The 13,145-nt window shown below is 69.7% G+C and carries 10 protein-coding genes; 7 read left to right on the top strand and 3 right to left on the bottom strand.

Features of this window, described 5'->3' with window-relative positions; all coding sequences use genetic code 11:
- Window positions 1–83: 83 nt before the first annotated feature.
- The 4 genes from D7V93_RS24110 (at window position 84) to D7V93_RS24095 (ending at window position 4,859) form a co-directional block, all read left to right on the top strand.
- Complete coding sequence (locus D7V93_RS24110; protein ID WP_120645642.1) at window positions 84–1,118, top strand: lysylphosphatidylglycerol synthase transmembrane domain-containing protein; 1,035 nt, start codon at window positions 84–86, stop codon at window positions 1,116–1,118.
- A 123-nt stretch (window positions 1,119–1,241) separates the two neighbouring features.
- The gene (locus tag D7V93_RS24105) at window positions 1,242–1,652 is read left to right on the top strand and encodes an SET domain-containing protein (protein ID WP_120629123.1); all 411 of its coding nucleotides are present in this window, start codon (window positions 1,242–1,244) and stop codon (window positions 1,650–1,652) included.
- A 196-nt stretch (window positions 1,653–1,848) separates the two neighbouring features.
- A complete protein-coding gene (locus D7V93_RS24100) occupies window positions 1,849–3,465 on the top strand; it encodes a DUF1592 domain-containing protein (RefSeq protein ID WP_120645641.1) in 1,617 nt (538 codons plus the stop codon).
- An 11-nt stretch (window positions 3,466–3,476) separates the two neighbouring features.
- Window positions 3,477–4,859 (top strand): DUF1552 domain-containing protein, encoded by a 1,383-nt coding sequence (locus D7V93_RS24095; protein WP_120645640.1) that lies wholly within the window; start codon window positions 3,477–3,479, stop codon window positions 4,857–4,859.
- A 108-nt stretch (window positions 4,860–4,967) separates the two neighbouring features.
- Here the strand turns inward: D7V93_RS24095 and D7V93_RS24090 are convergent, their stop codons facing one another.
- Window positions 4,968–6,254, bottom strand: a complete 1,287-nt coding sequence (locus D7V93_RS24090) for a pectin acetylesterase-family hydrolase (protein ID WP_279636941.1) — start codon at window positions 6,252–6,254, stop codon at window positions 4,968–4,970.
- A 284-nt stretch (window positions 6,255–6,538) separates the two neighbouring features.
- Here D7V93_RS24090 and D7V93_RS24085 point away from each other — a divergent pair, with 284 nt between their 5' ends.
- Window positions 6,539–7,237, top strand: a complete 699-nt coding sequence (locus D7V93_RS24085; protein ID WP_208723130.1) for a hypothetical protein — start codon at window positions 6,539–6,541, stop codon at window positions 7,235–7,237.
- On the opposite strand, the gene D7V93_RS24080 is transcribed toward D7V93_RS24085, so the two are convergent.
- A complete protein-coding gene (locus D7V93_RS24080; RefSeq protein ID WP_120645638.1) occupies window positions 7,228–9,363 on the bottom strand; it encodes an ATP-binding domain-containing protein in 2,136 nt (711 codons plus the stop codon). The genes D7V93_RS24085 and D7V93_RS24080 overlap by 10 nt on opposite strands.
- Before the next feature lie 328 nt (window positions 9,364–9,691).
- Here D7V93_RS24080 and D7V93_RS24075 point away from each other — a divergent pair, with 328 nt between their 5' ends.
- On the top strand, window positions 9,692–10,507 hold the full coding sequence (locus tag D7V93_RS24075; protein ID WP_147451297.1) for a hypothetical protein: 816 nt from the start codon (window positions 9,692–9,694) through the stop codon (window positions 10,505–10,507).
- Window positions 10,508–10,631: 124 nt separating this feature from the next.
- Window positions 10,632–11,777, top strand: a complete 1,146-nt coding sequence (locus D7V93_RS24070) for an acyl-CoA dehydrogenase family protein (protein WP_120645636.1) — start codon at window positions 10,632–10,634, stop codon at window positions 11,775–11,777.
- 18 nt (window positions 11,778–11,795) lie between these two features.
- Here D7V93_RS24070 and D7V93_RS24065 read toward each other — a convergent pair.
- Window positions 11,796–13,145 (bottom strand): hypothetical protein (locus D7V93_RS24065; protein WP_208723129.1); only part of this gene is annotated, 1,350 nt, incomplete at its 5' end.

The raw sequence follows: 13,145 nt of genomic DNA, 5'->3' as shown, positions 1-13,145 counted from the left end.
CTGCCGGGCACTCCGACCTGCCCCGGCAGGCGACGAAGTGCATCCTTTCGTGGAGGTCCGTCCCACCCGAAGGAAGGAGACCCATGGCGGGCACCCGCGCGGAACCCATCCCCCCCCTTGAGGAGCCGCTGGAGCTGACAGCGAAGCGCCGCCGGGGCTGGTGGATTCCAGGCGCGCTGATGCTCGTCGCGCTCGTCGCCTTCATCCTGTCCCGGCACACGGAGGATCAGCAATTCCTGGAGCTGCTGAGGCAGGCCCGGCCCGCGTGGCTGCTGGTGGCCGCCGTCTGCCAGGTGGGCACGTACCTGTGCGTGGCGGGCATCTGGTGGATGGTCCTGCACCGGGCCCGGCTGCGCACCTCGCTCTGGTCGCTGGCGCGGCTGTCGCTGATGAAGCTCGCGTTCGATCAGGTCATCCCCACTGGCGGCGTGGGCGGCTCGCTCCTCGTCGGACGCGGCCTGCGCCGCGAAGGCGCGAGCCCCGGTACCTCCGCGGGCGCGGTGCTGCTGACGTTGCTGTGCTTCTACGTCGCGCAGGCGCTGGGCGTGGCCGTGAGCCTCTACTTCCTCTGGCGCCGCTCGGAGCTGAGCGATTGGATCCAATGGCTCGTCACCGGCTTCGGCGTGCTGGCCCTGGCCATCCCGCTGGGCATCCTCTGGGTGACGCGGCACCGCGAGTGGACGCCGGGCCGCTGGGCGAAGCGCATCCCCGCGCTGGGCACCCTGCTCAAGGCCATCGCGGAGGTGCCCCGCGGGATGCTGCTCAACCCCGGCCTGCTCGCGCGCGGCGTCGTCCTGCAACTGGGCGTCTACGTGCTGGACGCGGCCACGCTGGGCGCGATGCTGCGCGCGCTGGGCCTCCAGGTTCCGCTGAGCACCGTGTTCGTCAGCTTCATGGTGGCCTCCATGGCGGAGACCGTGTCCATCATCCCCGGCGGTGTGGGCACCTATGAGGCCGCGTCGGTGGGCATGCTCAACCTCTTCGGGGTCCCCGTGGAGGCGGCGCTCGCGGGCACGATGCTCCTGCGCGGCTTCACCCTGTGGCTGCCGCTGCTGCCCGGCCTGTACCTGCTGCGCCACACCTTCCGCCGCCGCGCACCCGGCCAGCAGCCGGGCTGACATCCCCTTCTTCCCTGGCTTTCTGGGGCAGCCCGCTCGCCACCGGCGCGCCCCGCTTCCCGTCGCCGCCCGGGTGCGCGATGGTTCGCGCCCGTGGACAACGGTCACGGAGAAGTCACGGAGATGAACCAGGGCCCCGCGCTGTTCCTCCATCCCGGCGTGAAGGTCCGGCCGTGCGAGTGGGGGATGGGGGTCTTCACCGACGCCTTCATCGCCGCGGGCGAGCTCATCGAGGAGTGTCACTACCTCAAGGTCCCCCAGCGGCAGTGCCGGGGCGAACCGCTGGACGACTACGTCTTCGAAATCCGCTGGCACCGCCACGAGGAGCCCCGGAAGGGAGACTGGGTCGCGCTCGTGATGGGCTACGGGATGATCTACAATCACGCCAGCGAGCCCAACGCGTCCTACACCCGCGCCGTGGACCGCGATGTGTTCCGTTATCACGCACTGCGGGACATCCACCCCGGCGAGCAGATCTTCATCAGCTACGGGGAGAACTGGTGGACCGCGCGCGGTGAAGAGGTCCCTCCCTGAGTCTTGCTCCACCGTGTGCGCGCACCTGACAGGTGCGCTTTCTCCCCAGGCCCCAGGGGGTCGTCTTCTTCCTCTTGGAAAGGGCGAAACGGGCGGAAATGAATTCCCCGCTGAAAGCGTGGGACGCAACCAGTACACTGCAGCCCGCCTGTGCGCCGGTCTCCAGGCCGTGCAGGTGATAGGAATTCCAGACACCATGCCATTGCGTCGTTTCTTCCTGTCCTCCGCTCTCGTGCTGTCCGCTTCCGCCTGCACCGGCGACATCGGTGGCGCGGACGAGACGCCCGAAAGCTCGGCGGCCCCCGCGCGCGTGCGCCGGCTGACGCGCGAGGAGTTCAACAAGTCCGCCTCCGCGGTGCTGGGCTCCTCCGTCGACGTGGCCCGGGGCTTCGCCGCCGAGGACACCATCCTCGGCTTCTCCACCCACGAGCGGCTCCAGGTGACGTCGCTGCTGGCGGACCAGATCGACAATGCCGCGCTGACGCTGGCCGAAGAGGGCAAGTCCCAGCTGAGCGACCTGTACGCGTGTCCCTCCGGCAGGAGCCAGGACGACTGCGCGAAGGCCTTCATCCAGAAGGTGGGCCAGCGCGCCTTCCGCCGGCCGGTGACCGCAGAGGAGGAGGCCGACCTGCTGGCGCTCTTCAACGCGGGCAAGCAGGGCGGGACCATGAGCACGGGCGCGGAGCTGGTGCTCCAGGCGCTCTTCTCCTCCGCGTCGTTCCTGTACCGCACGGAGCTGGGCCCCACCACCGCCCGCAAGGGCCAGGTCGTGGAGCTGACCCCCTACGAGGTCGCCTCCGAGCTGTCCTTCATGGTGACCGGCGGTCCCCCGGACGACACGCTGCTCGCCGCCGCCCAGGCCGGCACGCTGACGTCGCCGGACGAGCGCGAGAAGCAGGCGCGCCGGCTGCTGCAGACGGCGGACGCGCGCCTGAAGCTGCGCCAGTTCTTCATTGAGTGGCTGGGGCTCAACGGCCTGAACAAGGTCAACAAGAACAACCAGGTGTACCCGGACTACAGCGTGGAGTTCCGCGACTCCATGGTGCGCGAGCGCAACGCCTTCATCGACTCCATCGTGAAGGACCACGCGGGCTCCGTGCAGGAGCTGCTGAGCGCGAACTACTCGTACGTGGATGACACGCTCGCGAACTACTACGGGGGCCTTGCGCGCACCGACGTGGACGACGAGGGCATGGGCCGCGTCACGCTGCCCCCGGAGCGGCTGGGCATCCTCACGCAGGCGGGCGTCATGTCCACCTACGCCCACTTCGACTCGTCCTCGCCCATCAAGCGCGGCAAGTTCGTGCTCACGCGCCTGCTGTGCCGCACGGTGCCGCCGCCGCCGGCCAACGTCTCCACCATTCCCCCGGCCGTGTCGGAGGACAGCACCACCCGCGAGCGCTTCGCGGCGCACACCAGCAACCCGGCCTGCGCGGGCTGCCACAAGACCATCGACCCCATGGGCTTCGGCATGGAGGACTTCGACGGCCTGGGCCAGCACCGCACCGAGGAGAACGGGCACCGCGTGGACGCCAGCGGCGGCGTGGTGGCCCCGGACGGCACCATCACGGCGCCCTTCACCGGCGGCGCGCAGCTGGCGCGCTACCTGTCGACGAACGACGAGCTGGCCAACTGCGTGCCGTTGCAGTTCGTGCGCTACGCGATGGGGCGTGATGAGCACGCCTCCGACGCGCAGCTGCTCGCCGCCATGCGCACCGGCGCCTATCGCACGGACCAGCTGAAAGTCACCGAGGCGCTCGTCAGTCTGGTGCGCTCGGCCTCCTTCACGCAGCGGCGCCTTCCCACCCGTTGAGCCAGAACTCCATGCCCCGCGACATCTCCCGACGCAGCATCCTGAAGCTCCTGTCCGGCACGGCCATGGCGGCGCCCTTCGCGCACCTGCTCACCAGCTCCGTGGCCGAAGCGGCGGACGCCGCCCCGTTGCGCTTCATCGCCCTGTTCACCCCCCACGGCGTCCTGCCCGAGTACTGGACGCCCAAGGGCGGCGAGCAGGACTTCAACATCGACTTCGAGAACTCCGTCCTCCAGCCGCTCCAGCGCCACCGCTCCAAGCTGCTGGTGCTGGACGGCCTGGACTACCGCGTCCTCTACGAGCACGGCCGCACCGGCCATGAGGGCGGCCCCGTCACCTTCCTCACCGGCAGCCAGGTGGTGGTGGACAGCGGCGACGAGCTGCCCTCGGGCGCGTCGCTGGACCAGGTGATTGGCAACACGGTGGGCGGCGTCACCCAGTTCCGCTCGCTGCAATTGCACGCCTTCGAGCAGTTCGGCGCCCAGCACGTCTACAACAGCATCAGCTTCACGGAGAACGGCTCGCGCGTGCCGTTCGAACTGAACCCCGCCAACGTCTACAAGCGCCTCTTCGGCTCCATGGGCGGCTCCAGCGCGGAGGCGCAGGCCATCCTGCTGAAGCGCAAGAGCCTGATGGACTACCTCATCAAGGACGCCACCCGGCTGAAGAAGCGGCTGGCGGCCACGGAAGGGCAGAAGCTGGACACGCACCTGGCGGCGCTGCGCGACATCGAGCGGCGGCTCACCAACACGGGCGCGCTGGGGTGCGTGAAGCCGGAGGAGCCGTCGGAGGAGCTGAGCGACCTGGGCGACATCAACAACATGCCCGGCCTCACGAAGCTGCACATGGACCTCGTCGCCCGCGCGTTCGCGTGTGACTTGACGCGCGTGGTGACGATGACCATCCCCGGGCCGTCCATGCCGTGGATTGGCATTGATGAAGACATCCACAACGACATCGCGCACCGCACCGACACCCAGGCGGAGCCCGAGCGCACGGCCATCCGCCTGAAGATGGTGAAGGTGCAGCAGTGGTACGCCGAACAGCTGGCGCTCCTCATGGACAGCCTGGCGGCCATCCCGGAGGGCAGCGGCAGCGTGCTCGACAACACCGTCATCCTCTGGGGGAACGAGCTGGGGGACGCGGCCGGCCACATGAACGTGTCCATCCCCACGGTGCTGGCGGGCGGCGCGGGCGGGAAGTTCCGCATGGGCCGCTGCCTGCGCCTGCGCCCCGGCAAGGACCCCCTGGGCAGCTGGCCGGGCCCGGGCAGCCCGCTGCCGGGCGCGGTGGAGCACAACAAGCTGCTCACCTCCATTGCCCAGGCCTTCGGCGTCAACGCGGACCGCTTCGGGCACCCGGACTACACCGGCACGCTGCCCGGCCTCACCTGACGGGGCTCCGGAGCTCTGGGCCCCCTGAAGCGGGCTCCTGAAACGACAACGGGAGCGGGCCTGATGCTGGCCCGCTCCCGCTTTCATTTCCGGGTACGGCGGCGGTGACTACCCGCCGAGCGCGCCGTTGATGAGGGGCGCGAGGATGCTCATGCCCGCGTCCTCGTTGTTGTAGTTGTTCGCGGGCTCGTAGATGCGCACGCGCTGGTTGCCGTTGATGAAGCGGCTGAGGAACACGTCCATCGGCACGAACTCGCTGTGGCAGGCGTAGGACTGCCAGGGGCTGGAGGCGTACTCGTACCAGTACTTCTTCTCCATGCGCTGGCAGGCGTGCGCGCCCACGAACGTGATGATGGTGCTGCAGTGGCTGGCGTTGATGGCCCGCTGGTGGGGGATGAAGTAGCTGAAGTTGTTGTACTTGTTCAGCTCCGCGACCAGCGCGTCCTGGTCCTGCTTCCAGTAGGCGTGGACGGACGCCTCGTCGTTGGGCGTCTTGAAGCGCTCATACGAGTAGCGCGAGTAGTTGTAGTCCATCGTGTAGCCCGTGTACGCGAGCTGATCGTTCGGGAACTCGGTGGCGACCATGCGGTTGATGGTGCCCAGGTCGTTGATGTTGAAGCTGGCCGGCAGCAGGCTGAACACCGAGTCCAGGTTCCACGACGAGCGGATCTTGTCGTGCAGGGGCCGCGACAGCGAGTTCAGGCTGGGCGCCATGAAGACGGGGCCGGAGTCGTTGAGCAGGTAGCCGCGCGCCGGGTTGATGGCCTTGCGGATGAAGTAGTAGCCGGACGACGTGGACGTGCCGCCCGCGCTGTAGCCCGTCACCAGCAGCTTCTGCACGCTGGGGAAGTTCTGCTTGGCGTAGTTCGCCGCGGCGATCGTGTTGGTGTAGCCGGAGTGGTACCAGGTGAGCGGAGGGTTCGCGCCCGTGGTGTCCGTGTACGTCTTCACGTTGTTGCCGATGTGCACGTCGCCCGTGCAGTACGGCAGGTAGACGATGTTCCAGTCCTTCGTGACGATGTCCTTGCGGTCACGGAAGGGCAGGCCCGGGTCCGCCCCGTTGACGATGGGGGACACGTACTTGGCCGTGAACTGCGTCATGTAGTCGTCGGAGATGCCGTTGGGGTTCGCCGCCCCCAGGATGCCCGTGCGGCCGCTACAGGAATCGTAGTCCCAGCACGCGCCGCCACCTTCCATCATGAACAGCAGGTTGGGGGAGCTCGTGCGGTGCACGAAGAACTTGTACTGGGACCCGTTGCCGCACTTGGTGCCGGGCAGCGTCACCTTCTGCCAGTTGTAGTTGTTTCCGCCGTCCACCAGGACGTCGACGATGCCTTCCACCAGCACCTCGGCGCGAGCGGAGCTCACGGGGGCGGCGAGGGCCAGAAGGCTCATCCAGACAAAACTCTTCATGCGGCTTCTCCAGGGGGAGTGAATGGGGTGTGCGGCCGCGGATGATACGGGTTTGTTTATCAGCCGTAAGCCCGGAAGGTGTGCTTGCGCTGAAAATAGTGAATTTCATGGAGGGTGCAGCATTCCAGCGGGGAGGACTGGAATTGGCGCCATGCGTCAGGCGTTGAGCAGGATTTGATGCGTCGCGCCATGTTTTAAATGTATCATTTGCGCAGTGCGTTGCGGGTGCTGCGTGAACGGGTTGCGGTGGGTGTCAGGCGCGCGGTATGGCCCTGGGCATGAGCACGCGCGCGCGATGGAAGCTGCCCCTGGGCACGGCGGGAGTCCTCGTCCTGGCGGTGGGGGCCTGGCTGGCCCTGGACGGCCCTCCTCCCGGCGACGGCGCGGCGTCCGGGGCCCCTCCGGCCGCGATGACGCCGGACACCCGGCCTCCGCCGGTGTTCGCGTCCCCGTCCGGGGTGCCGCGCACGCGGGACGGCGGGCTGGACCTGGCGGGCGCGGCGGCGGCGCAGGTGCAGTCGCCCCCGGAGGAGGAGCCCTCGGGGCCCTACCCGGCGGACCTGGAGGCGCTCCGGGCGAAGCTGCCGGACAACCTGTACTGGGACACGGGCGTGCCCACGAAGGAGCCCGCGGAGCTGCGCCGGCGCGCGGAGGTGGAGGCGAAGTGGAACGCCCTCTTTGGCAAGGTGCAGTCCAACGAGGCCACCGTGGAGGAGGTGCACCAGTACTACGAGCACCGCCGCAAGGTGTCCGAGGACGCCATCTCCTTCGCCACCACGATGCTCGCGGACTACGGCGACAAGCTGCCGTCCCAGGACAGGGGCCTGCTGGAGCTGAGCGTGCGCATGCACCGCACGCGGCTGTCGGAGCTTCCCCGGCAGGAGGAGGAGGCGCTCGCGCGCCGCGAGGCCCATGCCCAGCGGCAGCGTGAGTGGCGTGAGCGGGGCGGCGGCCGTCAGCCCTGAAGCGGATCCTTCGCCCCGGGGAAGGTCCGGATGAGCGGGGAGCGCACGGCGGAGGAGGCCACCCAGAGCTGGTGCGAGGAGCGGGTGACGGCGACGTGCAGCCGGCGCCGGGCCTCGTCGTCCGCAGGGTAGGCGCGCGCCGTCACGTCCGGCAGGACGACGTAGTCGAACTCCAGCCCCTTCACGTTGTCCACGTCCGTCACGTCCACGCCGGGCTCGAAGGAGAAGTCTCCCTCCAGCACCAGCCGCGCCCAGGGCATCTCCGCGATGACGCGGTGGAAGGACTGGGCGGACTCGCGGCTGCTGGCGATGACGCCCACCGACGCGTGCGGCTCGCGCAGCACCAGGTCGCGCAGGGCGTCTCCCAGGAACAGCCACGCCTGGGCCTCGTCGGGGAAGTGGTGGAAGCCCACGGGCGCGCCCTCGCGGCCGGGGCGCGCGGGGGAGGCCGGGGCCTGCGTGCCCAGCACGTGCTGCGCCAGTTCCACCACCGGGCGCGGGCAGCGGTAGGACACCTGGAGCCGGCAGGTGGCGGCGTCGCGGATGCCCAACTCGTCCAGCGCCGCGCTCCAGCCGGCGAAGCCCGCCGTCGTCTGTTGCATCTCGTCGCCCGCGAGCGTGCAGCTGCGGCTGTCACCCAACAGCTGCCCGACGACGAAGAGCTCGAAGAGGGAGAAGTCCTCCGCCTCGTCCAGCACCACGTGCGCCAGCCGGTCCGCGCCCAGCGCGCCCCGCTGCGCCTTGAGGAACATCAGGATGGGCAGGTCGTCGAAGTCGAGCGTGCCCGCGAGCGCGTCCGGCGTGTCGCTCTCAATCGCCTTGCCGTCCACGGTGACGAGGCTGTCCGGATCATAGTCCCGGTACTGGCGCTCCAGCGGCACGGCGGTCTGCAGCTTGGTGTGCTCCACCGTCTCGTCCACCACCGTGCGGGGCAATTCGCCGTGGGCGTCCGCCACCACGGCCTCCAGGAACGCGCGGTCCATGAAGGCGTCCGCCAGCCGGATGCGCAGCCGCTCCAGCGTGAGGGGCTGGGCCTTGCCCTTCGGCACGGCCACGCGGGCCGCCAGCGCGCGGCGCAGCATGGGGTGGCGCTTGAGGCGCGAGACGAGCGCGGGCGTCTCCGGGGCCAGCTTGAGGCCCGGCACGCTGAAGGCCGCGCGCGCGGTGCTCAGGGACCAGGCGTCCAGCGTCTCCACCGACACCTTGCCCAGGCCCAGGGGCGCGAGCAGCCGGCGCGTCAGCCGGGCCAGGCCCTCCTCGGGGACGACGACCTTGGTGCGCGCCTGCGGGTACTTCTTCGCGTCGTCGAAGGCGACCTTCGCCAGCCGGTGCAGCGCCACCGTCGTCTTGCCGCTGCCCGCGCTGCCCAGCACCAGCAGCGGCTGATCCGGCCCGGTGCTGACGGCCGCGTACTGCTCCGCGTCCAGGAGCGCCGTCACGCCGAAGGCGTCCTCGGTGCGCGTCGCGCCCTGGCCCACGCCCAGGGCGCCGGGCCGGGCGGCGGTGCCGGTGCCGCCGGAGAGCACGGAGGACGCGTCGCGCCCGCGCGCGTGCCACCGTCCGCTCGGGTCGCGCTGGAGCAGGTGGGGACCGGTGCTGATGCGGGTGAGGACGCCCTTCTCGATGATGACCAGCCGGCGCGCCTCCACCTCGCCCTCGGAGAGCCGGTCACCGAAGTACTCCTCGAAGGAGTCACCCTCCTCGTAGTTGTAGAAGACGCGGGCGACGGGGGCGAAGCGCCAGTCGATGACGCGCACCCCGGCGGCGAGGTTCGCGAAGCTGGTGCGGCCGAGCAGGTAGTCGCGCTGTCCGGTGGGGCCCGCCAGGCGCAGGTGCGCGAAGTAGGGGGCGTTGCTGTCCGGCAGCGGCACGGTCTCCTGCCGCTCCAGCATGGCGCGCACCTCGTTCATCTGGGTGAAGACGTGCGGCAGGTCCGCGGCGTGCGCCGTGGTGGCGTCGTCGCGCAGCACCTGCAGCTGGGCCATCAGCCCCTGGGTGTCCAGCGTCCGCTCCGCGGCCTGACGGCGTGCTTCGGCGAGCGCGTCCTGGACCCGTGACAGCAGGGCCTCTTCCTCGGCGATGAGCGCGAGCGCCTCGGGCGACAGCTCCTGCTCCAGGCCGGCCATGTCCTTTCCTTTCGCGCCGCGCGAGCCGGCCCGGCACCACGCCAGGGGCTGCCTGTCCGCTTCGCGGCGCGTGCAAGTTGACGGCTGGCACAGCCCGGGTCAACCCGTTGGATTTTCGGGCCGTCTTGCTAAGGTGAAGATCGTGGTTGAGGCGCCGCGGCTCGCCGCGCCTCCCTGGGGGACGAGGGGCCTGTCTGCGAATGGTCGCTCCGGGGCCCCGTCTGTCGGCTGGCGGCGCGAGCTGGGGGCGGATGGCTTCTCTCCGCTGCCAGGGCTTGCTTGCGTCCGCACCCATTCCCGAACACGGAGGATGGACCGGATGACCTTGATGAACTCGCCATGCCGCTGGACGCTGTCACTCGCCGCCGCGTTGGGGCTCGCCACCTCCGCGTGGGCCCAGGACATGGTGACCCCGACGGAGCCGGAGACGGAGACGGAGACGCGCACGGAGATGGCTCCGGCGCATGGAGAGGCCGGGCGTGTCGGGCCGGAGTTCGCGGTGAGCGGGAACGTCGGCCTGGGCGCGGGGTACGTCTACAAGAACGGCCTGAGCGCCGCGGGCACCGTGGAGAGCCTGAAGATCACCGACTCCGCGACGGTGTCCATCCCCGTCATCGTGGAGCTGGGGTTCCGCGCGACGCCGCGCTTCTACCTGGGCGTGTGGGGCAGCTGGGAGAAGGTCTTCACCAAGGAGAACCCGCTGTCGTGTCCGGAGGGGTTCGACTGCTCCACCCAGCAGTGGCGCATCGGGCCGGAGGTCCGCTACCACCTGTCGCCCGGCGGGGGCTTTGATCCGTGGATCGGCCTGGGCGTGGGCCTGGAGATCCTCGATAGCCACGTGGAGGGCACCACGCAGCTCCAGGTCGCGCCGGGCGTGTTCGTCCCCGCGAACGTGGACACGAACGTCACCGACCGGGGCCCCACCTTCGCCCGCCTCACGCTGGGCGGCGACATCCGCCTCTCCCGCGCCCTGTCGGTGGGGCCCATCATCACCGCGTCGATGGGCAGCTACACCGTGCGCACCGGCAGCCAGACGGTGGACATCACCGGCGTGGGCTCGCGCGAGGGACCGCTGGCCCGCGTGGACGACGGGTTCCACGGGCTGTTCACGCTGGGCCTGCGGCTGGCCGTGCTCCCCCTGTGAGCTTCGGGGCCCCGGCCTGTCACGGGCCGGGCCGTCCGGCGGTGCCCACACCGCACCGCCTGGCTTGAAAGCGTGGGGCGGGCCCTGCCAGCATGCCGCGCATCCCGTCGCGACAGGGCCTGCCATGGATGAGCGCTTCACCCCGGAGCACGAGGCATTCCGTCGCACCGTGCGCCAGTTCGTCGAGAAGGAGCTGGCCCCGCACGCGCTGGAGTGGGACCAGGCCGGGGAGTTCCCCCGCGAGGTGTTCCGCCGCTGCGGCGAGCTGGGCTTCTTCGGCATCAGCCATGATCCGGCATATGGCGGCAGCGGGCTGGACGCCTGGTACGTCGCCGTCTTCGCGGAGGAATTGGCGCGCGCGCAGAACGGCGGCGTGGCGATGTCGCTGCTGGTGCAGGGGCAGATGGCCACGCCGGTCATCAACGAGCTGGGCACGGACGAGCAGAAGCGCGAGTTCCTCGCCCCCGCGCTCACCGGGGAGCGCATCGCGGCGCTGGCGATGAGCGAACCGGACGCGGGCTCCGACCTGGCGCGGCTGCGCACCACCGCGCGGCGCGACGGCGACGACTACGTCATCCACGGCGCGAAGACGTGGATCTCCAACGGCGCCCGCGCGGACTTCCTGGTGCTGGCGGTGCGCACGGGAGGGGAGGGTGCTCCAGGCATCTCGCTGGTGACGCTGCCCACGGACGTGAAGGGCTTCGCCGTGTCGAAGCGGCTCCAGAAGGTGGGCCACCGCTCCTCGGACATGGCCATCCTCTACTTCGAGGACTGCCGCATCCCCGCCCGCTACGTGCTGGGCCGGGAGAACGACGGCTTCTTCCACATCATGAACAGCTTCCACGCGGAGCGCCTGGTGACGGCGCTCTACACGGTGGCGGTGATGGAGGGGCTCTTGCGCGAAGCCCTGCGCTACGGCCGCGAGCGCAAGGCGTTTGGCCAGCGGCTCATCGACTTCCAGGTGTGGCGCCACACCTTCGTGGACCACCACACCCGCCTGGAGGCGGCCCGGCAGCTCACCTACCACGCGGTGCAGCTCTTCAATCGCAAACGCAAGCAGAAGCCGGTGAAGGAGATCGCGATGGCGAAGCTGCTCACCACGGAGCTCGCTCAGCGCGTGGCCTATGACTGCCAGCAATTCTATGGCGGCATGGGCTACGTGGAGGAGAGCCACGTCGCCCGGGCCTGGCGCGACGTGCGGATGCTCACCATTGGCGGGGGCACGTCCGAGGTGATGAAGGAGATCATCGCCGGGACCCTGGCCCTGTAGCCCCCAGGCTTCAGGTCCTCAGGCCGCCTTCTTCTGCTGGGCGTCTTCCAGCCACTGGGCCAGGTCCACCGCGCTGCCCTTCTTCTCCATCGGCGGGACGATGGCGGTGCGCCGGGACACCTCCAGCTCCCAGCTCGCGCTGATGAAGGGGCCCGCCTTGATTTCGGGCGCCAGGGAGATGCCCTTCTGCGTGTAGGGCGTCGCCTTGAGCTTCACTTCCGTGTCCTTGCCCGCGGCCCGGAGCGAGCCCGGCACGTCGCCGGTGAGCAGCTTGCCGAGCGCGCCGCTCTCGTTGAGCTTGCGCGAGTTGCCCTCGATGCTGACCTCCACCGCCATGCCCACGCCGTTGCCCTGGTACGTGCCCGAGCCGTCCATGGACAGCGTCACCTTGCTCTTCTTGCCCGCGGCCATCTGCTCCTTCGCGGAGCCGAGCGTGCCCTTCGGGTCCTTCATGAGCGTGTCCACCGACACGCCCTCCGGGAGGGGGTAGCGCGTCTCCATCTCCACCTTGCCGTTGAGCTTGCCGGTGCCGCCCAGCGACACGCCGCCCTCGAAGGGCAGCTTCATGTTGTCCGGCCCCGTCAGCTTGCCCTTCACGGCCAGGTCCTTGCTCAGGCCGCCGCTGAGCTCCACCTGGGCGCTCTCCTTGAACACGAGCTCGGACGGCTTGCCGTCCTTGTATTCAATGCGCAGCGACTTCTCTCCGCGCCCCTTGATGCCCCCGCTCGCCGTGTCCACCAGCGTGCCCTTGAGGTCCAGCTCCGCGGTGATCTGCGCGACGCTGGCGCCGCGCACCTCCACGGCGGAGATCTTGCTCTGGAGCCAGGCCTGCTCCTCCGCGGTGACCGTCGGCTGGGTGGACGCCGGGCCGAGGTAGCACTCCGCGCCGGTCTTCGTGCGGTTGATGATGTCGGTGGCCTTCATCACGTCTTCGGGAGTGTCGAGCTTGAACTCGACCTTGCCGCCGCCACCGCCCAGGGCCTTGAGGTCCAGCCCCTTGAGCTTGTTGGTGCCAATGCCTCCCAGCACCTCCGCGTCCATGGACATCGTGAAGGACGGCTTCGTCTCCTTCGCGCCTGTCTTCGGGTCGGTCGTCTCCTCCGCTTCGCAGCTCACCTCGTACTGCGCCTTGGTGTTGAGCCGGCCCAGCTTGAAGCCGCCATCGAAGCCGCCCGACAGCGAGTACTTGTCACCCGGCTGCATGGATTCGATCTGCTTCTTCGCATCCAGCACCTCGGGCTTCGCATTGCTCAGCGCCTTGAGGGCCCCGTCCACCTTCGACTCCAGCCAGGCGTAGCCGGGCAGGTTCTGGCGCGCGGTCTCCTGCAGTTGCTCCAGGGCCCCCTGAGGCTCCACGGAGGCCCCCAC

Source organism: Corallococcus llansteffanensis, assembly GCF_003612055.1.
GTDB classification, from domain to species: domain Bacteria; phylum Myxococcota; class Myxococcia; order Myxococcales; family Myxococcaceae; genus Corallococcus; species Corallococcus llansteffanensis.
Note: the sequence above shows the minus strand (reverse complement) of the source record. Positions and strands in the feature narration are given on the sequence as shown.

Bases quoted from the DNA above. Each gene is read 5' to 3' on its own strand.
- D7V93_RS24110 (WP_120645642.1), top strand. From the start codon at position 84: ATGGCGGGCACCCGCGCGGAACCCATCCCCCCCCTTGAGGAGCCGCTG.
- D7V93_RS24105 (WP_120629123.1), top strand. From the start codon at position 1,242: ATGAACCAGGGCCCCGCGCTGTTCCTCCATCCCGGCGTGAAGGTCCGG.
- D7V93_RS24100 (WP_120645641.1), top strand. From the start codon at position 1,849: ATGCCATTGCGTCGTTTCTTCCTGTCCTCCGCTCTCGTGCTGTCCGCT.
- D7V93_RS24095 (WP_120645640.1), top strand. From the start codon at position 3,477: ATGCCCCGCGACATCTCCCGACGCAGCATCCTGAAGCTCCTGTCCGGC.
- D7V93_RS24090 (WP_279636941.1), bottom strand. From the start codon at position 6,254: ATGAGCCTTCTGGCCCTCGCCGCCCCCGTGAGCTCCGCTCGCGCCGAG.
- D7V93_RS24085 (WP_208723130.1), top strand. From the start codon at position 6,539: ATGGCCCTGGGCATGAGCACGCGCGCGCGATGGAAGCTGCCCCTGGGC.
- D7V93_RS24080 (WP_120645638.1), bottom strand. From the start codon at position 9,363: ATGGCCGGCCTGGAGCAGGAGCTGTCGCCCGAGGCGCTCGCGCTCATC.
- D7V93_RS24075 (WP_147451297.1), top strand. From the start codon at position 9,692: ATGAACTCGCCATGCCGCTGGACGCTGTCACTCGCCGCCGCGTTGGGG.
- D7V93_RS24070 (WP_120645636.1), top strand. From the start codon at position 10,632: ATGGATGAGCGCTTCACCCCGGAGCACGAGGCATTCCGTCGCACCGTG.